Below are 24738 nucleotides of genomic sequence, written 5' to 3' on the forward strand. Positions count from 1 at the left end.
AAACAGGGAAGTAATGTCATGGCTGTTCTGGTCACGGGTGGGGCCGGTTATATAGGAAGCCACATGGTGTGGGCTTTGCTCGATGCCGGGGAAGAGGTCGTTGTCGTCGACCGGCTTTCCACGGGGTCGCGCTGGGCAGTCGCGCCAGCGGCGCGTTTTTATCTTGGAGATGCGGCCGACCGCGCCTTGCTCGATCAGGTTTTTGAAGAAAACCACATCGAGACCATCTTCCACTTTGCCGGGTCCGTCAGCGTTCCCGAGTCGATCAGCCAGCCCTTGGAATATTACGAAAACAATACCGGCACGACCCGCGCGCTTGTCGCCGCGGCGGTTCGCAACGGCATCCGCAATTTCATCTTCTCCTCAACAGCCGCCGTCTATGGAAACCAGCCCTTTGATGGTCCCGTTCCTGAAACGGCGATCCTGAGCCCGGAAAATCCCTACGGCCTGTCGAAACTCGCGTCCGAAATCATGCTGCGCGATGTCGTGCAGGCGCATGATTTCAACTATGTGGCGCTGCGTTATTTCAACGTTGCCGGAGCCGACCCGCAGGGCCGCGCCGGGCCTTCGCCGACGGGCGTTGCAAACCTTATCAAGGTTGCATGCGAAGCCGCGACCGGCCGCCGCGACCGGGTGGAGGTTTACGGGACGGATTACCCGACCGCCGATGGAACCGGCGTTCGCGACTATATTCATGTCAGCGATCTGATTGATGCGCATATGCTGGCCATGGCGCATCTGCGCGCCGGCGGCGGTACACGAACCCTGAACTGCGGTTATGGTGTCGGTTATTCGGTTCTGGACGTCCTCCAGGCCGTACAGCGCGAATCCGCATGTGAATTCGCGGTCATCCATTGTCCCCGCCGTCCGGGTGACATTGCGGCCATGGTGGCGGATTCGTCGCGTATCCAGTCGGAATTAGGCTGGCGTCCTCGCTTCAACGATCTGGCGACCATCGTTCGCACTGCGCTTCAATGGGAAGCCAAGCGTCAGGCCCAGCAAAGCGGCAGAATACCGCCGATGCGGCGCAAGCTGGCAGCGATAGGCTGAGCCGTCTTTATGTCACGGGACGTGGCTTTTCGTGACGGAAGGATGCGGTATCGGCCGATCCGAAAGTGCGGCCGGGCGAAGCCAACGGTCCCGGTCGAAAAATGCGCGTGTCAGCTTCACCCCCGGCGGTTCCTCGCTCGCCAGTAAAATCACGTTCAGCCGGTGCGGTGCGGTTGGTTCCGGTTTGATGGAAACTGAGATACCGAAGTGCTGCGCTTGATAGGCCTGCATCCTGCGAGCCGGTTCAAGCATGCTGGCAAGATCAGTCCAGTGGGTTTGCGCGATGACCAAAGTGAGCGTTTTCTCAAGCTTCGTTAAAATGGCGGCGCCGTCAGGCGTCTCCGGGGCAACCGCCTTTATTCTGATGGAGCGAATGTCGCCGGAAGCCTCTCCCCTGATGTCAATGAAAAGCGATGCGCGCTGTGCCGGGTCTTCCGCCTTTACCGCGGCAAGGTCGGCCATGCACTCGAAGTTGCGGATGCTGACCGGGCTGGCCTGCCATCCCTTCGGGTTGGAAAAACCGGCGGCGGTGAAGCGGTCGCAAAGGTCTTTGCCGGAAATAACGAAGTCCCGGGCGAAAGATGGCCTATCGCCAGCCCGTTCGAATTTCAGCAGGTGCGGCGGCAGGTAAACCGTTCTGGCTGCAAGCTTCTGTCGCTTGGCGTGCTTCATCTTTGGTGGCGGTTCGGCAAAGCGTGTGGCGGGCGCCAGATTGAGATAGGTCAGCAGGCTCTTGAGATGCTTCTTGTCATTGGCAAGCAGCACCGTCGCCCCTATGGCAAAACAGACGGCCAACACCGCAAACAGCAGTGCGCCAGAGCTCACTCTCTTTTGCAAGCCTGCGTCCATCGCAAGACCTTAAGGGGGCTGGGAGAAAGACCTCAGCCGATTCTGATATGGCTTTTCGGGCTGGGGGCAGCCCGGTGAATATAAGGTGTGAGCGGAGGCTCTGAAAAATCTTTTGCAATTTACCGCCGAAATTTCCGGCGATGCGGGTTCTTACTCGGAGTTGTTTTTGCCGCCGTCCTGCCCACCCGCGCTGCTTTCGTCGTCCGCAACGGGAATGGCGTAGGAGCCGTTCAGCCAGCGGGCAAGATCGAGCGAGCGGCAGCGATCCGAACAAAAGGGATAGTTTTCCCGCGTCGACGGCCGGCGACATTCCGGGCATGGCTGGGTTTTGCGAAGTGGGGTGACCTTTCCGGCGCCTTCTGTGGAGGGTTTTGCCATGGGACTATCCGTCGAGCCAGCCCGACGTCACCTCAAACCCTTCACCGGACAGAAGCGACATGGTCTCATAAAGCGGCAATCCCACGACATTGGTGTAGGAACCGGTCAGTTTCTGCACGAATGCGCCGGCAATACCCTGAATGCCATAGGCTCCCGCCTTGCCGCGCCATTGGCCGGAAGCGATGTAAGCGTCGATCTCGCGCGTGGAGAGGCGCTTGAAACGCACCTTGGTCTCCGCCACCTTCTGACGGATTTTTCCGTCAGGCGTCACCAGGCAGATGCCGGTATAGACCCAATGGCTGCGCCCCGAGAGTAGGTGCAGCGCCGCCGAGGCTTCTTCCGTGTATTCCGCCTTGCCGACGATGCGGCGACCAACGGCGACCACCGTATCGGAGCCCAGAACATAGGCGTCTTTCCACGCCTGCTCGCTCTTCAGCGCCGCCTGCGCGGCTTCCGCCTTCTGTTGCGACAGACGACGGCAGAGCGTGCGTGGATGCTCGAGCTTTACGGGTGTCTCGTCAATATCCATCGGCATCAGACGTGCCGGTTCGATACCGATCTGATGCAACAGCTCCAGACGTCGCGGCGAACCGGATGCCAGAACGAGCTTTTGTTTTGAATTGGTCATTGCGCGGCCCGGGCGTCCGATGCGAAAGGTGGATTACTTGAAGCGATAGGTGATGCGGCCCTTGGTCAGGTCGTAAGGCGTCATTTCGACCAGCACCTTGTCGCCCGCCAGAACGCGGATACGGTTCTTGCGCATGCGGCCCGCCGTGTGGGCGATGATCTCGTGTTCGTTCTCAAGCTTCACGCGGAACGTTGCGTTCGGCAGCAATTCGGTTACGATGCCCGGGAATTCAAGGACTTCTTCTTTTGTCATGTAAGGGTTTTCTTCCTGTTGATAGTGCCGGACGTGTCCTGTCCGGGAAAATTGCGCGGAAACTACACAATCCCGGCACATTTGTGAACCTCTAAAGCATCGGCTTAAAAATCAGTACCGATTTTCCCGATGTAAGGGCAGTTTTCAGTCTTTTGAAAGCGTATCCGCCACCGGCTGCTGCCGCTTTGGCAGGCGTTCGGCAATCAGTTTTGCAAGATGATCCCGCACCTCGCGATAGGCGTCGAGTATCTGCTCCCGCGTACCTGTAATGACCGTCGGATCCATCGTTGGCCAATAGACCACATCGAGAGAATTCGAGCGCGTCAGCTCCAGTGCGGCGTGATGGGCTTCGGGTGTTAATGTAATGATCAGATCGAAAAAATCATCCTCAATCTCATCGAGGGTGCGCGGTTTGTGTTTGCCGAGCGAAAAACCCTGCTCTTCCAGCACCGCATCCACGAAGGGATCGCGTTCGCCCGCCCGCACGCCGGCCGACTGTATGTAGATGCCTGGTGTCACCAGCCGTTTGGCGATGACCTCCGCCATGGGGGAGCGGATGGAATTCATACCGCACATAAAGAGGACCGATTTCGGTGCTCGTCCCTCGTTTGGCGCTGCGGCAGGATCGCTCATCTCTAACCCCGCCAATAAAGCACACAGACAAGGGTGAAGAGGCGGCGCGCCGTATCGAAATCCACCTTGATCTTACCCGATAGCCGGTCCATCAGGGTCTGCGAACCATCATTGTGGATACCCCGCCGGCCCATGTCGATCGCCTCGATCTGGCTTGGCGTCGAGGAGCGGATTGCCTCGTAATAGCTCTCGCAGATCAGGAAATAATCCTTGATGATGCGGCGGAACGGCGTCAGCGAGAGGATGTGGGTGGAGACATCCTTGTCGTCCTCGGTCTTGATCGCGAAGACCAGCTTGGCATCGACGAGCGATATGTGCAGCCGGTACGGCCCGCCGTCATGCCCGGCAGGCTCGAAGGTGTTTTCTTCGATCAGGTCGAAAATGGCGACGGCGCGTTCATGCTCCACATCAGGCGTGGACCGGCCGATGCTGTCGTCCAGTACCACGTCGCAGAGCCGGAAATCGCCTGAAGCCATCGCTTAACTTTCCGGATTGAGGCGAATGGAGACCGAGCGCGCATGCGCGTCCAGCCCCTCCGAGTGGGCAAGGGTGATCGCCGCCGGCGCAAGCTGGCGCAACTGCTCGGGCCCGAGCCGCAGGATCGACGTGCGCTTGACGAAATCCAGCACCGAAAGGCCGGAGGAGAAGCGAGCCGAGCGTGCCGTCGGCAGAACGTGGTTGGAACCGCCGACATAATCGCCGATCACCTCAGGGGTATGACGCCCGACGAAAATCGCCCCGGCATTGCGGATGTGGGCCATCAAGGCATCCGGGTCATCGACGGCAAGCTCCAGATGCTCGGCGGCAATGCGGTTGGCGAGCGGAATGGCGTCGGTGAGTTTTTCGACCAGAATGATCGCGCCGAAATCGGCCCAGCTGGCCGCCGCCGTCTCGGAACGCGAAAGAAGCTTCAGCTGCCGCTCGACGGCTGCCTCCACCGCCTTGCCGAGGTCGGCATTATCGGTGATGAGAATGGATTGGGCACCGCGATCATGCTCCGCCTGCGCCAGAAGATCGGCGGCCAGCCAGTCGGGATCATTGTCCTTGTCGGCAATAACAAGCACTTCGGAAGGTCCGGCGATCATGTCGATACCGACAGTGCCGAAGACCTGCCGCTTGGCGGCCGCCACATAGGCATTGCCGGGGCCGACGATCTTGGCGACCGGTGCAATGGTCTCCGTGCCGTAGGCAAGTGCGGCGACAGCCTGTGCGCCACCGATACGGTAGATTTCCTCGACGCCTGCAATACGTGCCGCAGCGAGTACCGCGGGATTGACCGCACCGCCATTGGCCGGCACGACCATGACGATACGCTCCACGCCGGCGACCTTTGCCGGTACGGCATTCATCAGCACCGAGCTCGGATAGCTCGCCGTGCCGCCGGGCACATAAAGCCCCACGGCCTCGATGGCGGTCCAGCGCGAGCCGAGGCCCACGCCGATATCGTCCTCGTAGATGTCATCCTTCGGCATCTGCCGCGCATGGTGTTTTTCGATACGCCGGGCTGCGAGTTCAAGCGCCTCGATGACGTTCCTGTCGACCGTCGAGAACGCGGCGTCGATTTCATCCGCCGTCACGCGCATCGAAACCCTGGTAAAATCAATGCCGTCGAATTTCTGGGAATAATGGGCAAGGGCCGCATCGCCGCGATGACGGACATCGTTGATGATGTCGCGAACCGTCGCGTTGACGTCTTCGGAAACTTCTCTCTTGGTTGTCAGGAAGGCAGCGAATTTCTGTTCGAAATCAGCCGATGCCCGCTCCAGCCAGATTGCCACGCCATTACCCTTTCATTGTCCCCGCGGGCGATCCCGCGAGGTGCACGAACTTGCCGCGCAATAATCGCGGTTCTGGTATGTGGCATAAATCGAAACGGCAAGGAAAGGCAACCGTTGCGAGGGCACGCAACGTTTATTCGCTGTCGGGATGATGCGGTTTGGCGGCGGTTTCCCAGGCGCCGCTCACATCGGTCAGCTGCGCTTCGATGCATTCGACGTCAAGCGCGATGGTACCACCGCCCGAAAGCGCCAGTTCAACGACACCATCCGGCCCTTCACCAACAGGGGTAAAGCGTATCGCCAGAAGCGAAAGCACCTGCTCTCTGTCGGCCAAGTTGATGGACTGCGAACGGACGGCAGACACACGCTTCAGGAAAATCACGCTGCGGCAGCGCTCGGGGGGCAAATTCTTTTTGCTGGCGCTTTCCCAAACGAAACGGTTGGCGGAAAGGGTAAACTGCCCCTGCCTCGGTTCGAAGGCAACATCCTTGAGCTTGAAGACGCTGTCCTGCATGTGTGTCGAGATGATCGAGAGATCTTCGGTATCCAGCGCCAGCAATTTCAGGCCGCTCATCGTTTTCTTCCTTTTCCGCGGACACGGGCCGCAATGTCTATTTCTTGTACTGGAAATAAGCAGTCGCGGCCCGCTGTGCAACGGGTGGAAAATCGAAGAGCGGCAATGAAGGTATCAATCGCTGACGCGTTCGACCAGCGCGCCGCAACGGGTAAGCTTTTCTTCGAGACGTTCGAAACCGCGGTCGAGGTGATAGACGCGCGAAACCATGGTCTCGCCTTCTGCCACAAGGCCCGCAATGACCAGCGACACCGAGGCGCGCAGATCGGTCGCCATGACGGGCGCACCCTTGAGGCGGGAAACGCCTTCGATGCGGGCCATCTGGCCGGAGAGCGAAATCTTCGCGCCGAGACGGGCCAGTTCCTGCACATGCATGAAGCGGTTTTCGAAGATGGTCTCGGTGATATGCGAGACGCCCTGCGAACGCGTCATCAGCGCCATGAACTGCGCCTGCAGATCGGTCGGGAAGCCGGGGAAGGGCTCGGTGACGATATCGACCGGTTGAATGCCGTTGCCGTTGCGCACGACGCGCAGTCCTGTATCGGTGTCACTGATCGTGACGCCTGCCAGCCGCAGCGTGTCGAGCGCATTGTCGAGCAGCGATGCGCGCGTGCCTTCCAGCACCACGTCACCGCCGGCCATGGCGACCGCCATGGCATAGGTGCCCGTTTCGATACGATCGGGCAGAACCCGGTGGCGCGCGCCGGAGAGCGAAGTGACGCCCTCAATGGTGATGGTGGAGGTGCCGGCGCCTTCGATCTTGGCGCCCATGGCGATCAGGCAGTGCGCGAGATCGACCACTTCCGGCTCGCGGGCAGCGTTGTGGATGACGGTGGTGCCGCGGGCAAGGCTGGCGGCCATCAGCATCACATGCGTCGCGCCGACGGACACTTTCGGGAAGGTGTAGACAGCGCCGATGAGGCCACCCTTGGGGGCGCTGGCATTGATGTAGCCGCCATCGATCTCCATCGTCGCACCAAGCGCCTGCAGGCCCTCGATGAACAGGTCGACCGGGCGCGTGCCGATGGCGCAGCCGCCGGGCAGGGAAACGCGGGCGCGGCCCTCACGCGCCAGAAGCGGGCCGATGACCCAGAAGCTCGCGCGCATCTTGGAGACCAGCTCGTAAGGGGCTGTCGTGTCAACAATGGTACGGCAGGTGAAATGTACGGTGCGGGAATAGGCCTCGCCCTGGCTTTCGCGACGACCATTGACGGAAATATCGACGCCATGATTGCCGAGAATGCGGATGAGCTGCTCCACGTCAGCCAAATGCGGGACGTTTTCGAGCGTCAGCGTGTCGCTGGTCAGAAGCGAAGCGATCATCAACGGCAAGGCGGCGTTTTTGGCGCCGGAGATGGGGATGACGCCGTTGAGCTTGTTGCCACCCGTAATTCTGATGCGATCCATGCGTCCCTACGGGCCTGTGCCCGCCTTTCTTATCATGCCTTGCGGAAAGACGCGTCCTTAGACGAATTTCCGCGGCGTTTCAATTTTATGCTGGTGAATTGTCTATGAGGATGATTCGTCCGTTTTTGCGGCAGGCAGGCCAATCGTCTGGTCTTCTTCACCTGCGCGGCGTGCCCGAACCTGCTGTTTGCGCTTCAGAAGATTTTCACGAAGCTTCTTCGCCGCCCGCGCCTTGCGCTCCGCCTCACGCTGGCGCGCCTTTTCACCGGGGCCGGCCTGCGTGTTGCCGTTTGCCACTACGGCCGACGGTTCCTTCGAAATGTCCACGGAAACCGCCGCCTTCGCCTGTTTGTCATGTTGTTCGTTCATAGATTCAGCAATATCTGAAAAATGCGTTTTTCAACAGGGGGCACGCTTTTTTGCCCCACTGGATGAAGAATATCGTTTTGCGACTTGCGCTCGTCAAAAACCTATGGCAATAGGCCGCCACGCTTGATGCTGAAGCAGACGCTTCGGCACCGGATGCTGCTATAGCTCAGGGGTAGAGCACTCCCTTGGTAAGGGAGAGGCCGAGAGTTCAAATCTCTCTAGCAGCACCATTATTACCCCAAAAATAACAAGCTTTTAGGTCAGGAATTTGCGGTTTTTGTTACCGCTCAAGGTGCCGTGAAACAACGGAACATGTCGTGAATGCGCGCAAAAATCCGTGCAAAATCCGTGCAACCTGTTCTTTATGCGTTCTCTCCAAACTGAATTTTTGCTCTAGCCTTTCCCTTCAATAAAATTGTGAAACCTCCATCACGCAACTCTTGCGCAAGTTTAATTAGTGTATATGAATTCGCGTAGGCAGAGGGGAAATTAGTGGCATACAGTTTTATTAGGCTGTCCGCAGACGATGGTTCTTGGGACGCGTTCGAAGCCGATTGGCGTGCGCAGTGCGAGCAACTGGAAGAGGACTTTGAGTCCTATGCTGGCCTGACATTTAGCGCAGTCGAGAATATCGTAAAGCAAACACACGCGAAAGCGGGAGTGTTTGCGCTCAAGGACGACGATAGCCACGTTGTCATGTGTCAGGTGAATTGCGCTCCAATTCCAAAGTACGTCGGCCCAGTGCTACGCACACGTTTCATCACATTTTCACCCGATTACGACCTTACGGATGAATACCTTCATCTGTATAGCCGCGCGCTTGTGGAGCTGCTATTTGGCGTACTCGAACTTGGAATGTCAGGCGGCGAATTTTCAAGCCGGCACCTGAAATTGCATCTGCAAAGTCCCGAGGATGCGAAGTTTTTTACCGCTGTTGAGCGGAACCTTAAGGGCCATGCGTTGTTCGAGTCGGTTGAAACCCGTGGACAATGGCTATATATGTCAAGAAAATAAACGGAACGTTTACAAATTTCTGCGCGTTTTGTTGGAGTTAACCGGAGAGCTATCATGGACAAAAAGGCCATCTATCAAGCGATAGAGTATGCAGTCGTCAGAGCCGTCAGTGAGGTTGGTATCGAAAACCTCAAGAAAACGAGCATGTTTATGTCCAACTCCCGACGAGATATTCGCGAGGACATCAAGCTCGCGGCTTGAGGCCAACAACTCAATAGTTGCTTAAAAGGCCGTCCGGTGGACACACCGGGCGGCCTTTTCTATTTCCACACCTCCCCAACCGTCACTCTTGACTCTCTCCCAAAATGAGAACATTTATAGAACAAACGAGAGATCAAGAGCCATGTCAGACGCTGAGAAAATCATTGTCGTGCAGTTCAAAAACAGCCGTGGCGGTGTCGTTCCGGGAGAAATGCGGCAGGCTTCCAATCAAGCATCCGCTGAGAAAATCGCGAGTGCGATGGCGCCGCGTCACGTCGGCGTTGCGGCTTACGCCGTCACCGTAGACGAGGAAAGCGGCACCATGGCAAACCCGCGTCTGCTGGTGCAGCACGGGCAAATTGCCGACTTGATGCCAGACTGATTTACCGGCGCGGGGGCGCGCGCCTTTCAAAACAGGGGAAGATTGTTGAAACTCTGAAAAAGGAGAATGAGAAGGTGCGCCCACTACCGAGAGAGCCGGAAGCCGATCCGGTTGACCACATCATTGCATGGCATGACGGCGACAGCCGCGCGGCCATAGAAACATTGATGGAAGATATCCAGCACCTGAGACTGCAGCTTGCGCTGGCGACCGCGGCGATGGGCAAGGGGTTTACGAGGGGGTGGAAGCCGGAGGCGGATCGGAAATGACATGCGCCATCGTCGCGGTATCGACCTTACCGGCGGCAGCAACGACAATCTGCCGCCAAAGCCCACGGGCATCTTCGTACCCCAGCGTGACCACTCCGCCACTTTGGCCGATCTGCCGCAATGGTACGTCCTCGGCGCTCAATGCTGGCGCTGCAAGCGTGTGGGCATGTTGGATAGATGGGCGATACAACGCAAGCATGGAAAGCTCAGGCCGATCATTTCTATGGAGCCGCTGCTGCGATGTCTCGGCTGCCAGAATCGCGAGAAAAACAGCTTCGTCTTGGCGAGAGCGAAAAGAGATTGGCCGTGAGCTTTGAACCAACACCGGGTACTTACGGTTATTTGTGGGTGAATTGCTACAACGTGACTGTCTACTGCACCCCGTGCGAGCGAGTGGTGAGGGTCGACTTGGAGACGATGCCACCCAAGCAAAGCTACATCAACAGACGCTGGAGGTGCGATTATTGCCACAACTTGGGACAGGCGAATTTAAGCCCCGACCATTCTCCTAGAGATTCACCGGCAGCGAAACTACGTGATATTGAGATTGAGCGCAGGAAGGAAGTGTTGGCGTTTCGCCTTGAGGAGGAACACATGTGTAATCTGTACCGCGTGAAAACCAATCAGGAATCCATTCGCGACATCGCGGGCATCATGCAGGAGCGGCTTAACCTGGAGCCAGACGTTGAGGTCTATCCAGACCGGCCGGCGCCAGTAGTGCGCAATGGTGAAAGCGGTCGGGAGTTGGTCGGACTGACGTGGGGCATGCCCTCGCCGCAGTTCGTCACGCAAGGCAAGCCCGACACAGGCGTGACCAACATCCGCAACATCACATCACCGCACTGGCGACGATGGCTGCGACCCGAGAGCCGTTGCGTGGTTCCATGGACCACGTTTTGTGAATGGGAAGATACCAAGCCACGGAAAACGAAACGATGGTTTGCGATCAACGAAGAAACACCCCTCGCATTTTTTGCAGGCATCTGGACAGACTGGCACGGGGTGCGCGGTTCGATGAAGAACCCGCGCGAAGGCGACCACCAGCTTTTCGGTTTCCTGACGACGGACCCCAACAGCGTCGTGAAGCCAATCCACCCAAAGGCAATGCCGGTCATTTTGACGAACAAGGATGAAGTGGAACTTTGGCTAACAGCGCCATGGGAGGAAGCAAAAGCGCTTCAACGTCCGTTACCTGATGGCGGCCTCGTGCTGTTGCCTGTCGAAGACGAGAGGAAGCCGGCCGATCTATTCGGATAGAGGAGAAGGAAGATGCATATTCGCCCTTACATTCTCGAAAATCACGGGGTCTATCCCAAAGCAGTGCTGGAAGATGGCGATTTTATCGGAGCGCAAAAGGTCAGCCACGAAGACCTTGATACGCGTCTGCTGGCCGAGGTTGACCGCGAATCTGACCTGACCGCCTATTCCGGTTATTTCGCAAGCGAGCTTTATGCTGACGATGACGACATCCCTACGGGCGCGCGGCTCGAAATCCTGTTCAGCGAGAGAAAGGGTATCGCCGCCGTTCTCTATGACCACCCCAACATTTCCGATGCTTTTATCGAGTGGGTTTTTTGCACTTCACCAGATGATGCGTTGAGGGAATGGAGAAGGAAAGTCCGCTGGCCTTTGATTGAGACATCACGCGGCCCAATCGAGATCATTGGAGAAGAGTATCTGTGAGCGACCAGACCGACAAAGCCGGCGACGGCGTCCATGAGAACCACTGGTGCGAACATCCGGACTGTCGAAAGTGGGGAGGCTTCGGGTACACCCCGAGCAAGGCCGAGAAGTCGTCTTGGCATTGCTGGGAACATTACCCTCAAAGATACATGTTCCATCCCAGCCGCGAAGGCAACTAATTACCTGCCGGCGATGCACCCAGTTGGACTCACCGTGTCTGATTTCAACATTCAAGCCCGTCGTCTGGGGAGACCGAAAGGAGCGCTTCGCGGGCAGCATCGATAAAGGCCGCGCGAGCATCTTCAGGCCGATCATCCAAGCCATTTTCAAGCACAGCCGAACAGACCATGAGGGCTGTTACGTAAGCTTGCCCATCGGTGCCAGCCGGCCATTTATCGAGAAGGCACCGGGCCAAGTCCGCGACCGTTTCAAGGGTTTCGAAGTCACCCCAATTGATTGTAACCGGCTCTATCCTTAATTCGCTCATAGGGAGAGCTTACACTAAAAGCCGTTTAATCAAACCGGTACACGTCCGCGTTATCCTGCCGTTCCCTAAGCCCTTTGTAAGCTGCATGGCGTAGCTTGCGATCCGGCGTCATCTGCCGAAACTCAATCTCCGCTATGAGCGTTGGTTGCACCCAAACGACCTCGCGTCGGCCGACATAGGCCACGGGAGGCTTTTTCTTCCGCCATGGCAGTTTATCCAACATCCGGCGCAGCTCGTTTGCGGCGCGCTCCTTAAAGCCCATGCCGACGCTTCCAACATAGAGCAACTCGTCACCCTCATAGGCCGCCAGCAAGAGCGATCCAAAACCGCCGCTGGCTGACATGGAGGGTTCATAGCCAACGATCATGAACGGTTCGGACTGAACGCATTTTACTTTGATCCAGTCGCCAGTTCTTCCGCTCCGGTAAGGGCTGTTTCGATCCTTGCCTATGATGCCTTCAAGCCCGAGGCGGCAGGCATGTTCCAACATCAAGCCCGGATCGTCGGTTTCAACCTCTTCCGAAATCCGAATTGCGCCCTCAAAGCCCGCCAGCATTTCTTCGAGCAAATGGCGGCGGCTTCTATAAGGCAGCTCGCGCAGATCGCGGCCGTCAAGGTAAAGAAGGTCGAAGGCATACAGCACGGCGTTGCCGGCCGTCTTCTTGCCGCTACGCGCGCCATCAGCACCCAAGCTGTTCTGTAGCGCATTGAAATCCGAGCGCCCTTGCTCGTCCAGGACGACCGCTTCGCCGTCGATGATGAAAGACGCCGGCCCGAGATCGCGCGCCGCTTGCTCGATGGCCGGAAACCTCGCGGCCCAATCATAGCCGCCGCGCGTAAGTATCCGGACGCCGTTCGCGTCGGCATGGACCGCGAGCCGATAGCCATCCCATTTGATTTCCCAGCCCCACTTGTCGCCTGAAGGTGGCTTTTGCTTCAGCAGCGCAAGGGCCGGTTCGACACGCGCCGGCATTGGCTCCAGCGGCAATGCCGGCTGGGCTTTATTTCGCTTGCGGATCGGGCGCGACTGGATGGGCTTGCCATCGTCGCGCAGCAGCGGCTTATTGCGTGGGCGAGGGGGCTTCGTCATAGCGATAGCCTGCACCCGAAACCTTTACAAAGATTTGTCAGTAGGCGCGGGGAAAGCCATTTCAGCCAACGCCGGCGGCCGACGCTCCAGCGTGAAACATTCGTTCGCAATCTTGTAATTTTATTGCTGCCGCGGATCCGCTCGAGCGCGCGATCGGAGCGCAAAATTAGAATTTCCTTCCCGACGCCAGCGCCAGAAACGCAAAAAGCCGCCCGGCATGATCGGGCGGCTTTGTTAGATGGCCATGGAGGCTAGATATCAATTTCAACGTCGGTGAGCTGCTCAATCTTCTTTTTCAGAAATCCTTTGGCCATCGCTTTCACGAGATCGAAAGTAAACCCACCAGCCTTTTTCATTGTGGTCTGGGTTTTTTCCCACACGTCAGGGTCTCGAATGCTATCCAAAAAGTCATGCCCCTCCCAAGAGAAGCCCTTGAAACTGATACCGCCGCGCATCCCCCCGTGCTTCGTGTCCTGAAGAAAACCCGCTTCGCGAATTTGGATCAAATGATAGGAAATTTGGTCCGCAGAGAAACCATCTATGGCCACTTCTTTATCATCACCAGACAACGATAAAACCGCATTGAGGGGAAAATCCAGTGATTCCAGTTTCAACATTAACTCACGGATGAGCCCCATATCTCGCTTCATAAACATGCATCCTGTTAAACGCCGACGACATATCGTACCGCGGTAAAATGAGGAAACAACCCTCCTTAAAGCCGACCGATGAGCACTGATGCAATGCGCTTCATCGCGTCCGCAAAGGACACTCCGAGCGCCATGCCGCCTATCCCGATCACAGTCAGTCCACCGATCCCCATTAGCCTCCAGCGCTTTATATCGTCGGTGACGGGCTTCATGTCCTTGACGGCGGCCTTAAGTTTTTCCGCATCCTCTTCGAGATGGCGCACGTCTTCTGTGACCGGCTTCATTTCGGAAACATCCTCTTTCACGACTGCCACAACCTGCTCGACACCCGCCACGCGGTTAACCAGCTCATCCATCCGCCGATGCACCACGGCACGGCTATCGGTCGCCTTGTCTTCGGAGCGCCGCGCTCCTTCCTCAAGTCGTTCGATGGATTTGTTCACCGCTTCCATGCCAGCCAGCAGCCGCCCCATTTGCTCATGCAAATAGGGATCGAAATTATCAGGTGGTGCCATAGCCCCGTACCCTTCCACCCGTTATTTAGGCTTCACGCCGCACAGCGATTGAAGCTTTTCGTTTTCAGTGAGGATTTGTCGCTCTGTTTCCGGCGTCAGGGCATCTTGTGTTGACGGCCTGATAGCGCGGGCAACATCGCAGTAATTGCCGCTAGTCACGCATCCAGCGATCAAGCCGCTGCTTAACGTCAGCATCGCCAGTCTTGCGAACGTCATCTTCGATCCCTCGCGCCTTTGCGGCGGCTTTGGCGTTGCGCTTGAGCTGCTCGGCCGAGGCATCTGCCTTGCCGGTCGAACGGCCATAAAGAAAAGCGCTCACAACGAATGTGAGCGCCACGCCGGCAACCGCCAGCCACCGGTTAAAAGCTTCCAGCATGTCAGGTCGCCTTCGTCCGGTTGATCGTGATGCGGCCGGAACCGATCAGCCAGAACAGCACGCCGGCCGCCACGATGATGAAAACCAGACTGCCGAACGACCACGGATTGGAGATCGCACTGAACAGAGTTGCGCCGCTATCGACGAAGCCTTTCGCGTCACCCATCGCGCCAAGGCCGAAAGCGCCGAAGAAGCTGCCGATGATCGTCCAGAGGGATTTGCTGTGCGCGGCCGGCACGTTGTCCGGCTGGGCATCCAGCGCGGCAACATCGGCCGGCTGGCCCTGATACTTGGCGAGGGTGGCCGCTTCCAACGCATCAAGGAAGGACTTGTAATAGCCGGCGATCAGCTTTGCCTTGTCGGTCCCGTTTACGACCGCCCGAGCGCCGATAGGATCATCCTTCTTGAGGTTGAAAAACTCGGTGAGCTTCCGGCCGGTAAACAGACCTTCCAGCATGCCGACGATGGCAATCTCGGCGCTGATATCGATATCGAGCGCAAGGGAGGGATTTCCGACCAGATCAGCGCCGATCCGCTTGCCAAGCGCATCATAGTTGACTCTGTGCGTGAGCTGGATATCGCCACGGCCGAACCAGCTCTTGCCGTCCTTATCCTTGCGCCAGTAAGGGGTTTTTACCTGCCCCAGCTTTCCGGCCTTCCAAGCCTTTTCCAGCGCAGCAATTGCACCGGCGTCGGTTGATGCGAGAGTTTCGCGCACCGGCAACATGCGGCCGCCCGTTTCGTGAAACACCGATGCCAGGATGTAGGCAAGGAGCCGCTTATTGTCAGCGCCGGCGATCTTGTGCGAGGCCCAGCACCGGAAAAGCGCATTCATGCCGTCAATCTGGCCCTGCGAAAGGCGGCCACCAAAAGGCGCGCGCCTCGCATATGCGAAGAACGTTGTCATATCCATTGAGGATATCTCCTGATTTTTTAGGGGAGGGTGGCGCTAAACCGCGCCGGGTTTACTGCTGGGAGGAGGGCGCAAGGATTTGCGCCGCCCTTTCTTCACCAAAGAGCGTGGTGGCGAGCTGTACCAAGAGCGGCCACAGTTCGTGGTCGCTGCGGTATGAGTTGGCGGTTTCGAAGATTTTGCGGACCCGGAAAGACTGTTCAGCCATAGCCCCGCCGACTTGATCGGCCTCGGCCTCGGTCATGCGCGACCAAAGATCGACGCCATAAACGACTGTGACAGATTCAGGAACCTCTGTCACAGGCGGCTCAACGTCCACTATTTCGCCATCCCTCCATGCGCGACGTCCACAGCCGGCCAGCAGGTCAAGCCATTGCTCGTTCGTTATCTCGACGGCGTCAGCGGGAATATTCTCTCCGTGTATTTCCTCATTGTAAAAACCGAGAGGAATACCATCAGCGTTGAAGACAGCTTTTGTCATCTTTCACCTTCCTATGGCGATGAAATTTGCAACAACTCCGCCCGGCCCGACCGTGCCGCCGCTAATTATAAAACGTCCGTTCAACCGAAATCCGGTAAGCGAAAGCAAGCTTGACCAGTTCACGTAAGCATCGGTTCCGGTGTTGTTGTCGATGTCCGTCCCAACGATGACCCTGTAGGCTGCATTCGGGAACGCGGTAGGAAACAAAACGTCTGCGACCCCTGACCCGGCTGATCGTTGACCCCACTGGATCATTAGCCCATTGGGCAACCTTACAAATCCATCACCGCCAAGAAACTGGGTAGTTCCAAGGGTGGAAAACACCGCCGCTCCGTTAGCGTCATCAAGCAGGCTGCGAGCGAAAGGTGTGAGGTCAGCAAGCGCAGCCGCAGCGGCCCCGGTAAAGTAGGGGAACGTATTCGCCGAAGGGATAAGCGCGTGCAACGCTGCGAGTGGGCCGGCGATAGGCTTTAAGAACTTGCCCGTATTACCATCCCACGCAACCGGCCTGCCATCCACCACGCCGCCGTTTGGCCCGTTGACATCGCCGGTACCGTCCGCACCCTTCGGCAGGCCGAAGTCAAGGCGGATCACGCCGGGCGATACTGGCACTAGCGTCACTTCCGCTTCCGATCCAGCCGGAAGCGTCGTGGTATCGCCAATGGTGATATCCGTGTAGGGGCCAGCGCCACCCACAGGTCCGGTAATATAAAATGGCACGGTCCAGTCGCCGGCCGTCGCGCTCTTCTTCGAGAAGAAAGCCGAGCGGCCATCGCCTACGTCCGCGACCAACACCCGGAAGCCTTCGGCCTCACCATCATAGGCGGCGCGATCTGCAAGCGTCGGCACTTCCTCGTCAAACTTCACGCCTTGCAGAATGTCTTCCAAATCGATGACGGTTGCGCTGTTCGCACCCGTGAACAACAGGAGCTTGTTGGACCCCGGTGTAACGCCGGCGGTTGCCGCCAGCGCCGGATTATTCAGGCGCTGGATATAGGTCGCCAGCGCCTGCGCGTTGGCGACCGTCTGCTGCCCGTAGGCCGTATCCCGCACGATGGCGTAGGAATAGGTGCCTGTCGGGCCAGTCCATTTCAGGGCCGCCGTGATTTCCGTGTCGCCGTCAACGGTCGCAATCGGCAAAGGATTGCCGCCGTCAAACTCAACATAGATGGTGCCACCGATGATGAGGCCGATTTGCCAAGCCGTATCGGTTCCGACCACGGCCGCGCTTCCCGACACCAAGTTAATGGTGCCAGCCGTATAAGGTGCTGTCATTTTTACCTCTTGAATGTGTAGGCAACCACTTCCAGCATTGACCAATTGGAGTTGGGAACGCCTGCGAACCTTGCGCGAAAAGTGGTCTGCATCCTTGTCGGTGGCGGCGTGAATAGCTTCGACCACATGACAACCTGACCATAGTTGCCACTGGTAACTATCGGAATGGAATCTATTTCGACACCGCCGGTATCATCTCTAAGGGAGGCGAACGTCTGAAGGGTGTTTCCGGCCGCCGCCTGAATTTTCCCTCTGAATTCCACCTTTATCTTTGGCGAATTAAGTCCATGGTTGGCGGTGACATAAAGATCGATTGTGTTGGGGCCGCCCCCGCTCTCCGCGTACTCGATGTTTGTAATCGCACCCGGATTGATGTTGCTGGTTCCAACGATCAGATTGTTGATCTGCGCCATATCGATAAGGGCATTGATGATCTTCACCACGCCGCCTTCAATGGCGAACACCGAATAGGCGGTGTTGCCATCCGATACCGAGAACTGATCAACCTTGATCGCCATGCGCGACCGCTGGAAGCCGGCGAAGGTGTAAAGCTCAAGGAAAAAGCCGGTATCCTTGTACGCCTGCCCGACACCACCTCTCAGGAGAACCGAGAAGCGGGCATCGACACCGGAGGGTGCGGCAACCGCCTGAAACTTTACTAGCCCCTGCGCGAAACGGTCGCCCAACTCGGACGAAACGCCGAGAAGGCTTTCGGACAATGCTTGGTCAGCACTGACGCGCGCTGTCTGTTCCGTGATGATTTTGGCGTTCGCATCTTCCACGGACGCCGAGACCAGCCCGACCCGTTGCGCCATGGCCTCGTTTTCCGTGACACGGACGCGGCGTTCATCGGTGATTTCCGCCCGTGCTGTTCCCAGCTCCGCGCGGATTTCTTCGCGGTCGATCTGCCCGACAGCCCCAGCCAGAGAAAAGGCCGTAAGCCCGTTCTCATAGCTTTGCAGCAGATCGTCCATTTCCTGCTGAAGTTCGCTGAAGCGCTTTTTCACATCAGCGCCAAGCTTCGTCAGATCGGCAACAACGTCGATATCCTTGTTGGCAAGCAGGATATTGAACGTGATCACATCCAGCCAGTCTGACCATTGCTGATTGTCATTCAGGCTGGAAATGAACCGGCCGCGCACCTGATAGGTTTCGTTTGGCAGGAATGTGCCGTTCAAAACCCAAGACATGCGACCGTCTGCGGGTTCCTCATTCGGATCATAGGGTGTCTGGTCACTATCGAATACGATGGTGCCAGTCGCCTTGAGCGCGACCTGTACCCAAACATGGGTCACGCCTTCCTGACCGGCCGCGCACGAAATCCGGATGGACGGTCGCCGCGGCGAACCGTCAGCATCGAAGAACGCGGCCGGCTCAACCTGCCAACCATACATTGGCTGGGCAGGCGGTAGGATTTCACCTATCCAACCGGTCGCCACCGGCAATTGCTTGGCAGGCGACCAATCATGATCGGAAGGGTCGATTTCCTTGAACGACGCAAGCCGGTTGAACGTACGCTTTCCGGTAATCGCCGTGACGAGGAATTTCTTTTCCGCGTACCCGTTTCTAGCCGAAGTCCAGGACACAACGTCATTCGGCTCCAGCGCATATGCGTCAGGCGGCAGATAGAACTGGTGGGTGCGAAAGCGCCGATAGTCCTGCAATATCGCAACCATGATGCGCTGCACCTGATTTGCAAAAGGTGCTGCCTTGATAGCAACGCTGGCAGGCAGGCGACGTTGACCGTCTGCGGCCTCTAGCGCCGCATCGTATCGCGCCGGCGCATCCTTCATGGCCCACTTTTCGGCCGGTTCCGGGTAGGTCGCCTCGATCCCGTTGAACGTTTCCTCCAGCGAGGGGAACGGATCAAAGGATTGATCTTCCGTGACGATGATATCGTCATCGGTGAAGCTGTAGACGGCCGCACCGGGCGCACCGACTAGAACCTTGAAGATGCCGCCTACCTCGACAAAGCGAGCATTAGCGGCCTTCCCCAGCTCCTCGATAACTTCGAGCGGTTCGCGATCAACCGTGATTTCATATCCGCAACGAAAGGCAGGCTCATAGGTGCCGTCGGCCAGCAATACGCCGGCGTCACACTCATTGGCGGCCGCAATCCAGTTTGAAGGCGGGAGGCGGAACGCGGCAATGTTCTGGCCACCATAAAACCACTCACCATTGTAGCTGATGCCCCGGATGATGTTGTACGCTATAATGACGTTGTTGCTGGTCGGCTCCCATGTGGACGGGTCATTCCAGCGATGAGCGCCGAAACCGCCATTGGTGGAATCTTTGCGCAGATCGTAGAAACGGCGAGGAGCCATTTCAAAAGCCCAATCCGGCAATCCGTTTCTGAATACCGTCTCACTGTAACGGCATGTCATGATGGCATGGGCGCAGCCGCGACCAATCATGTTCGCCGTAATCTGCCGCTCCGGGTGGTTCGAAAACTTGGCGAAAAGATAATCGTCAACAGTGGTCTGCGATCCGTCACGGAACTTGAACCACAGATAATCTTTGCCATCCCGCCGAAACTCGGCAACCGGAAAACCGCGTCCGTCAGCGGCAGGCTCACCCCATAGGATCGTGCAACGGGTGTCGCCGGCCCACAGGCCAGCTATCCCGGTCGCCGGCAGGTTTTCCAGCTCGATGACATCGACCAAATAGGCATTCGGCGTCTTATCGTCGCTGCCCCATGTGCCAATGTACTTGCGCTTTCCGCCCGTTGGAGCCGTGCCGACGACAAACGACATCGGCACGTCATCGCCCATAGAAACGGACAGGTCTACGCCAGACGTAGCGGAGGTGTCACCTTGCTTATTGAGAGCCTTCTGAAGAAGCGAAGCCCCGACGCCAACCGCCAGCGCAACACCCACTTTGATGAGGGTTGCAGCAAGGCCGGTAAGCTTGAAAAAGGAAATGATGGCCGTCGAAATAAGATCGGCATGAGCCACATCGCCGCCCATCACAAAGAAGGCGGTCGCCAGAAGCAACAGCAGTTTTTTCATGGGAATTTTCCGAAGGGTTTAGCCGACCTTGAAGGCTCGGGCTATTTCCGCGCGGTCAATCGTGCCGATCCCGTTTTCGGTCAACACAAAGACGCGCTCATAGTCGATGACGCCGAGAGCGTATCCAAAGACGCTATCAACCTTGATCGCCGCAACATCAGCAATGCGGGCTTGCGACGGGTGCTCGTATTCGGGAAGCATGGAGGCAACGAGATCGGCCAGATTGTCGAAGCCCGCCGCCTTCATGGTGAGCGCCGCGCCCCGTGCGTCATTGTACTGTCCACGAAACTGAGCTGCGCAATCGACACCGGTAACGGCATAAACGAGGTTGCCGGCGAGTCCGGGTCCGCAATCGTGGCTGCCCCACTTGAAAGGCGTTCGCTTGATCCGGTCAACCTCGGCCGCAAACTGCGCGCGCCAATCATCTTTTCGTATCAGGCCGGTCATGACGTTTTCCTGCCCCATGGAATACCCCATGTGCTGATAGTGCTGGAGTTGATGCCCCAATCGTCGCCATCACGCCGGCGCTGGCCTTCATGGGAGGATTTGGCGGGGTTGGTGCGGGTGAGCATGGAAATTGCGTCCGAGATTACCGACACATCCATACTGCCGCTGTTGCCGATGGACGGCGTGTTGATGGGAGCGCCCACGACTTCCCCAATGAAGGCGATTTCCGGCGCTGACGAAAGCTGGCCCGTGAGAGTGTCATAGGTCATTTCGTGGATTTCGCATTTAGCCAGGCGCAGGTCGTAACCGCGCACGAGCTGCTGGGCAGCATCCGCAATCTGGCTCATGCCGATGGTGACAGTCTGCACCGTCAGGTCAGAAACATAGGGAATATCGCTGACTTCCAGATTGACCGCGCCGTAATAGGTGCGCGTTACAGGAAGGCCAGTCGTTCCCGAAAGAACGGTTACATTGATATCTTCATCCCACGTCCAGAGACCAATTTCTTCAGGTAGACCGGTTGCCCAATTCTTCGCCCGGAACCAGACAAAGGTAACAGGCACAAGGGAGCCGTCGCGCGCGCCAAGTAGCGCCGCCTGATAAGCTGCGGATACGTTTTTCATGTCGGCTCGATGGCCTCTATTTTTTCTGGATGATCTGGAAAGAGCCGCCCCGCGTGAAGCGCCCTGAGATTTCACCGACTTTGTAGGAGCCGGGCACGATGACGACTTTGCAGGCGGGCTTGATCAACGTCACAGCCACACCAGCGGCCGCACCGGCTGGTAAATTCGGGAATATCGCAATCTGCGACGTGGTGCCGTCTATGGCGGCCACGGCCGTTTCCGAAATCTCACCGAAATAAAAACGCTCGCCATAAGCGAACGAGAACTTGTCGCCGGTCGTGAGTTTGTAACCGGCTGGAAGCCCTGCCAACACGACCGCCGCACGGGAGGCCGAGATAGAAAGGAGCGTGACATTCGCTCCTTCCAGTCCGGCCCCTGTCGGGTCGGACTTAGGTGCGCAGAACAATGGCGAGGCCATCATAAAAGGCACTTCCGCACCCCGCAGGGCGCGGATAGCACCGTCCAGTTCTTCAGCAACAGTGTTCAGCAACTGCGCATGGCCCACCGTTGCCCGCCAAAGCTCGGGCGCAAGTTTCGCCTGCCACACCCTGCCGTCACCCGTGCCGGAATATTCGTCGTTCCGCTGGATATCCCACTTGAAGGGAAGCCAGCGGAACCGATCCGACAGATAAGAAAGAGGCCTTACCATTAGCGCCGCCTTGGATTTCGGTTAATCTGCTGGACGCGATCCGGCATCTGTTTGTCATAAGCTGAAATGCCCTGACGAACGCCGGCAGCAACCATTTCCTGAATTTCAGAATTGCCAGTTGCCCCCCGCACATCGATTACGAAGGTGGCCGGCTCGGAATTTTGTTGAGGCCGGACACCCGCTAACGTAGGGAAAGTTGGCATCGGGACACCAACGGAGCCACCATTCGCATAGCCCTTCAATCGGGACCGAAGCGCCTCCAAAGCGCCCGGGCCGCCCGCCTTCTTCACTGAGTCAGCGTCGAAGACGTATTCGCCCTTGTGAACGATGCCGGCCGGAGCGTATTTTGCGCCGTAACCTGTATAACCACCGTCCGCAAAACCCAACATTTTGAAGAATGATGTCAGGCCCCCACCGGATTTCGGAGCGCCACCAAATAATGAGTCAAAGGCGCTATTCAGGAACAAGTCAGCCACCTTAGACGCGAGGTTAGAGAGCGCCTCACTAAAGCTCTGCGTTCCCTTAATCACATCAACAAAGCCTGACTTGGCGGTGTCATAAAATTCCTGCGCGGAATTATGTGCACGATTTTGCGCCTCTTCGACTTGCCGCAGTGCGTCAGCCTGACGGGCATACGCCTCGGATGCCTGATCGATCAAGGTTTGCTGCTGACTCGAAAGCTGGATATTTTCGAGATCGGTAGCGCCCTTGCGGCGCGCTTCCTCGCGCAGATCGGCAAGCGCCGTCTGTTCGAGGTCGAGCGCCATACGCCGCTTTTCCTGCTCCTGATAAGACAAGCCGAGGATTTTTTGCTCCTCGATCAAAGCGGCCGTCCGGTCGCGCACGGCCTGAATATCCGCATCGAAGCGGCTATCAGACGTTTGCTTGACGTACGTGGATTTTCCGCTCTTGCTGCGGGAACCCGACGCGGCGACGTTCGACGCGGCGAGCGCCTTTATCTGATCGTCGGGCAGGAAGCCGCCCTTTTCCGCGAGGTCTTTGCGGATCGAGGCAATTTCCTTCTCAACGGCGAGCTGTTCCTTGCTCAATCCGTTCTGGCGCTTCGCCTCGTCGGCATAAGCTTTGCCGAGCCGCAACATTTCTTCGCCCTGCTGGCGCGATGCTGCGTACTGTTTATACCCGGCGACCTGCTGTTCTGAAAGCGCCGAGCCTGTCGCTACCGCCAACTGTTCGCGAGCGGCCTTGATCCCCACAACAACCTGATTGAGCCGATCAAGGAGAGGCGCGAATGCGTCGGCAAGGGCCTGAAAATTGGGGTTAGCATTCGCGAGAGAGTGAAGGGCATTTTTGACCTCAAGCGCGCCGATGCTCCCTTCATCAAGACGCTTTTTCAAGGACTCGAGCTGGGCCAGTTGGTCAGGTGAAATCGTGTCCCTATCTACGTTCCTGAATAATTGATCAAAGAGGTCAATAACGGCCGCTTTGGCCTCATTAACCCTGAGCGTGGCGGCATCGACTTCTTTGTTAAGCCCATTAACAAAACTGTCGCTGATGCGCTGGCCAGCGTCCTGCGTTCGTGTTGCGGCCGCGTCGGCCGTATCCGCCATTCTCTTCAGGCGCTCTTCGAAGCGGGCAGCGCCTTCGCTCGCCTCACCAGAAGATGAGGCGAACAACGCGAGCGCTCCCACGGCCGTCACGCCAATGACCGCGCCAATCGGCCCAGCCGCTACAGACAATCCGCCCATAGCGGTAGCGAGGCCGGAAATTGTCGCAGCAGCCCGCACGGCCGTGACGAAGCGAATAACCGCCGAGGTGGCGAGGCCAAGGCTTGCAATCATACCTGCGATGGATCGACCGACAAGCGCGCCGGCAATGACTGCCGCGACCTTCAAGACGACATCGGCCGTCTGGTCGAAATTGTCAGCTAGCGCATTTAGACCGGCAACAAGCCTCTGGCTTGCCCCGAGGCTTTCATCACTCTCGCCAATGAACCGGGTGAACGCGTTATTCACCTTCGTCACACCCTGCTCAATGGTTTGCGTGGCGTTTGCGGCCATGGACTGGATAGACGGCAGGCCTTTCAAGAAAGCTTGGAAGAACTGCTGGCCGGAAACCTTGCCGTCATTCACCAGCTCTTTGAGCTTTGATACCGAGCCGCCCGCCTCGTCGAGCCCAGCCGCAACCGCCATCAGGATGGGGCGCGCGCCTTCATTGATCGAATTGAATTCTTCAGCTTGAACACGCGCCTGCCCGAGGAGCTGGCCGAGTTGGGTCAGCGCGCCAGAAGCCTGCGAGGCCGACGAACCAGCCACCCGCAACGCGACACCGACGCCGTCTGAGAACTTGAGCAAATCCGCCTGACTTGCCCCGAGATTATCCCCTGCTTGCGCCGCCTTGCCAAACAGATCAGCCATGGCATTGAGTGGCGCGGCATTGTTTTGCGCCGACTTGTAGAGCTGATCGAGAACGTCAATCTGCTTTTGACCGGTCACACCGGCAACAGAGAGACTGTTCTTTGCACTCGTCCAGGCATCGGCATACTTTGCTACGGAATCAACCGAAAGCGCCGCGCCGATCCCCAGCAACGGCGCTACTAGGCTTTGAGCCATACTGCGGCCGATGTTGTCCAACCGCTTATTTGTGGAAAGCCACGTCGATTCCACAAGCCGCGCCGTTCTAGCCGTCACCCCATTGACCTTTTGGAGGTCCTTCATGAACGGGTTCATTTCCATGCGCATGACAGCGCGCAGCTCATCAAGGGTGACGGCCATAGCGATTCCTGTTACCAACGGGCGA

General features: G+C 57.7%; 31 protein-coding genes and 1 tRNA gene. 9 read left to right on the forward strand and 23 right to left on the reverse strand.

The annotated features are described in order from the left end of the window. The first annotated feature begins 18 nt into the window (after window positions 1-18). Window positions 19-1050 carry a UDP-glucose 4-epimerase GalE gene (gene galE / locus GSF67_RS00955; RefSeq protein WP_006312934.1) on the forward strand — a complete coding sequence of 344 codons (1032 nt, stop codon included), beginning with the start codon at window positions 19-21 and terminating at the stop codon, window positions 1048-1050. A gap of 12 nt (window positions 1051-1062) precedes the next feature. On the opposite strand, the gene GSF67_RS00960 is transcribed toward galE, so the two are convergent. The 10 genes from GSF67_RS00960 to GSF67_RS01005 all read right to left on the reverse strand — a co-directional run bounded on the left by GSF67_RS00960 (window position 1063) and on the right by GSF67_RS01005 (window position 7876). After that, window positions 1063-1899, reverse strand: a complete 837-nt coding sequence (locus tag GSF67_RS00960) for a DUF6030 family protein (protein ID WP_035215308.1) — start codon at window positions 1897-1899, stop codon at window positions 1063-1065. 150 nt (window positions 1900-2049) lie between these two features. After that, complete coding sequence (gene yacG, locus GSF67_RS00965) at window positions 2050-2277, reverse strand: DNA gyrase inhibitor YacG (protein ID WP_006312936.1); 228 nt, start codon at window positions 2275-2277, stop codon at window positions 2050-2052. A gap of 4 nt (window positions 2278-2281) precedes the next feature. Next, entirely contained in the window at window positions 2282-2905 is a 624-nt protein-coding gene (locus GSF67_RS00970) for a Maf-like protein (RefSeq protein ID WP_006312937.1), read from the reverse strand. 33 nt (window positions 2906-2938) lie between these two features. After that, a complete protein-coding gene (infA, locus tag GSF67_RS00975; RefSeq protein WP_004432473.1) occupies window positions 2939-3157 on the reverse strand; it encodes a translation initiation factor IF-1 in 219 nt (72 codons plus the stop codon). A 144-nt stretch (window positions 3158-3301) separates the two neighbouring features. Continuing rightward, a complete protein-coding gene (locus GSF67_RS00980; RefSeq protein WP_035215310.1) occupies window positions 3302-3790 on the reverse strand; it encodes a low molecular weight phosphatase family protein in 489 nt (162 codons plus the stop codon). 2 nt (window positions 3791-3792) lie between these two features. After that, the gene (locus GSF67_RS00985; protein WP_006312939.1) at window positions 3793-4266 is read right to left on the reverse strand and encodes a UPF0262 family protein; all 474 of its coding nucleotides are present in this window, start codon (window positions 4264-4266) and stop codon (window positions 3793-3795) included. Window positions 4267-4269: 3 nt separating this feature from the next. Beyond that, window positions 4270-5568 carry a histidinol dehydrogenase gene (gene hisD / locus GSF67_RS00990; RefSeq protein WP_006312940.1) on the reverse strand — a complete coding sequence of 433 codons (1299 nt, stop codon included), beginning with the start codon at window positions 5566-5568 and terminating at the stop codon, window positions 4270-4272. A 133-nt stretch (window positions 5569-5701) separates the two neighbouring features. Beyond that, on the reverse strand, window positions 5702-6142 hold the full coding sequence (locus GSF67_RS00995) for a DUF2948 family protein (RefSeq protein WP_006312941.1): 441 nt from the start codon (window positions 6140-6142) through the stop codon (window positions 5702-5704). 114 nt (window positions 6143-6256) lie between these two features. Further along, on the reverse strand, window positions 6257-7549 hold the full coding sequence (murA, locus tag GSF67_RS01000; protein WP_006312942.1) for a UDP-N-acetylglucosamine 1-carboxyvinyltransferase: 1293 nt from the start codon (window positions 7547-7549) through the stop codon (window positions 6257-6259). 102 nt (window positions 7550-7651) lie between these two features. Continuing rightward, window positions 7652-7876 (reverse strand): hypothetical protein, encoded by a 225-nt coding sequence (locus tag GSF67_RS01005; RefSeq protein WP_370363054.1) that lies wholly within the window; start codon window positions 7874-7876, stop codon window positions 7652-7654. Between the two features lie 197 nt (window positions 7877-8073). Between GSF67_RS01005 and GSF67_RS01010 the strand changes: the two genes are divergently transcribed. The 8 genes from GSF67_RS01010 to GSF67_RS01045 all read left to right on the forward strand — a co-directional run bounded on the left by GSF67_RS01010 (window position 8074) and on the right by GSF67_RS01045 (window position 11467). Beyond that, window positions 8074-8148: transfer RNA gene (locus tag GSF67_RS01010), tRNA-Thr, on the forward strand. Between the two features lie 262 nt (window positions 8149-8410). Then, window positions 8411-8932: a hypothetical protein gene (locus GSF67_RS01015; RefSeq protein WP_006312944.1), complete on the forward strand. Its 522-nt coding sequence runs from the start codon at window positions 8411-8413 to the stop codon at window positions 8930-8932. A gap of 54 nt (window positions 8933-8986) precedes the next feature. Beyond that, complete coding sequence (locus tag GSF67_RS01020) at window positions 8987-9133, forward strand: hypothetical protein (RefSeq protein ID WP_006312945.1); 147 nt, start codon at window positions 8987-8989, stop codon at window positions 9131-9133. Between the two features lie 142 nt (window positions 9134-9275). Next, the gene (locus GSF67_RS01025; protein WP_006312946.1) at window positions 9276-9515 is read left to right on the forward strand and encodes a hypothetical protein; all 240 of its coding nucleotides are present in this window, start codon (window positions 9276-9278) and stop codon (window positions 9513-9515) included. A 74-nt stretch (window positions 9516-9589) separates the two neighbouring features. Continuing rightward, window positions 9590-9784, forward strand: a complete 195-nt coding sequence (locus GSF67_RS01030; RefSeq protein WP_006312947.1) for a hypothetical protein — start codon at window positions 9590-9592, stop codon at window positions 9782-9784. A gap of 1 nt (window position 9785) precedes the next feature. Continuing rightward, entirely contained in the window at window positions 9786-10094 is a 309-nt protein-coding gene (locus tag GSF67_RS01035; protein WP_006312948.1) for a hypothetical protein, read from the forward strand. 284 nt (window positions 10095-10378) lie between these two features. Continuing rightward, window positions 10379-11041 (forward strand): SOS response-associated peptidase, encoded by a 663-nt coding sequence (locus GSF67_RS01040; RefSeq protein WP_035215311.1) that lies wholly within the window; start codon window positions 10379-10381, stop codon window positions 11039-11041. A gap of 12 nt (window positions 11042-11053) precedes the next feature. Continuing rightward, window positions 11054-11467, forward strand: a complete 414-nt coding sequence (locus tag GSF67_RS01045; RefSeq protein ID WP_006312951.1) for a hypothetical protein — start codon at window positions 11054-11056, stop codon at window positions 11465-11467. Between the two features lie 223 nt (window positions 11468-11690). On the opposite strand, the gene GSF67_RS01050 is transcribed toward GSF67_RS01045, so the two are convergent. From GSF67_RS01050 to GSF67_RS01110, 13 genes are all read right to left on the reverse strand, one after another. After that, window positions 11691-11954 (reverse strand): DUF982 domain-containing protein, encoded by a 264-nt coding sequence (locus GSF67_RS01050; RefSeq protein WP_006312952.1) that lies wholly within the window; start codon window positions 11952-11954, stop codon window positions 11691-11693. Window positions 11955-11979: 25 nt separating this feature from the next. Next, the gene (gene ligD, locus GSF67_RS01055; protein WP_006312953.1) at window positions 11980-13044 is read right to left on the reverse strand and encodes a non-homologous end-joining DNA ligase; all 1065 of its coding nucleotides are present in this window, start codon (window positions 13042-13044) and stop codon (window positions 11980-11982) included. A 251-nt stretch (window positions 13045-13295) separates the two neighbouring features. After that, window positions 13296-13694, reverse strand: coding sequence for a DUF2513 domain-containing protein (locus GSF67_RS01060; RefSeq protein WP_035215312.1), 399 nt, complete (start codon window positions 13692-13694; stop codon window positions 13296-13298). Between the two features lie 65 nt (window positions 13695-13759). Continuing rightward, window positions 13760-14209: a DUF1515 family protein gene (locus tag GSF67_RS01065; RefSeq protein ID WP_006312955.1), complete on the reverse strand. Its 450-nt coding sequence runs from the start codon at window positions 14207-14209 to the stop codon at window positions 13760-13762. Between the two features lie 151 nt (window positions 14210-14360). Then, the gene (locus GSF67_RS01070; protein WP_006312956.1) at window positions 14361-14585 is read right to left on the reverse strand and encodes a hypothetical protein; all 225 of its coding nucleotides are present in this window, start codon (window positions 14583-14585) and stop codon (window positions 14361-14363) included. 1 nt (window position 14586) lies between these two features. Then, a complete protein-coding gene (locus GSF67_RS01075) occupies window positions 14587-15498 on the reverse strand; it encodes a glycoside hydrolase family 19 protein (protein ID WP_006312957.1) in 912 nt (303 codons plus the stop codon). A 52-nt stretch (window positions 15499-15550) separates the two neighbouring features. Further along, complete coding sequence (locus tag GSF67_RS01080; protein ID WP_006312958.1) at window positions 15551-15979, reverse strand: hypothetical protein; 429 nt, start codon at window positions 15977-15979, stop codon at window positions 15551-15553. A gap of 3 nt (window positions 15980-15982) precedes the next feature. Beyond that, a complete protein-coding gene (locus GSF67_RS01085; RefSeq protein WP_006312959.1) occupies window positions 15983-17254 on the reverse strand; it encodes a hypothetical protein in 1272 nt (423 codons plus the stop codon). A gap of 2 nt (window positions 17255-17256) precedes the next feature. Beyond that, complete coding sequence (locus tag GSF67_RS01090; RefSeq protein ID WP_006312960.1) at window positions 17257-20262, reverse strand: phage tail protein; 3006 nt, start codon at window positions 20260-20262, stop codon at window positions 17257-17259. Window positions 20263-20280: 18 nt separating this feature from the next. Beyond that, a complete protein-coding gene (locus tag GSF67_RS01095) occupies window positions 20281-20709 on the reverse strand; it encodes a hypothetical protein (protein ID WP_006312961.1) in 429 nt (142 codons plus the stop codon). Beyond that, window positions 20706-21332, reverse strand: a complete 627-nt coding sequence (locus tag GSF67_RS01100) for a hypothetical protein (protein ID WP_006312962.1) — start codon at window positions 21330-21332, stop codon at window positions 20706-20708. The genes GSF67_RS01095 and GSF67_RS01100 overlap by 4 nt, the downstream gene beginning before the upstream one ends. Window positions 21333-21348: 16 nt before the next feature. Further along, a complete protein-coding gene (locus GSF67_RS01105; protein ID WP_006312963.1) occupies window positions 21349-21981 on the reverse strand; it encodes a hypothetical protein in 633 nt (210 codons plus the stop codon). Next, window positions 21981-24713 (reverse strand): tape measure protein, encoded by a 2733-nt coding sequence (locus tag GSF67_RS01110; protein ID WP_006312964.1) that lies wholly within the window; start codon window positions 24711-24713, stop codon window positions 21981-21983. The genes GSF67_RS01105 and GSF67_RS01110 overlap by 1 nt, the downstream gene beginning before the upstream one ends. Window positions 24714-24738 lie beyond the last annotated feature (25 nt).

The organism is Agrobacterium sp. CGMCC 11546, assembly GCF_013365515.1.
Lineage (GTDB): Bacteria > Pseudomonadota > Alphaproteobacteria > Rhizobiales > Rhizobiaceae > Agrobacterium > Agrobacterium fabrum.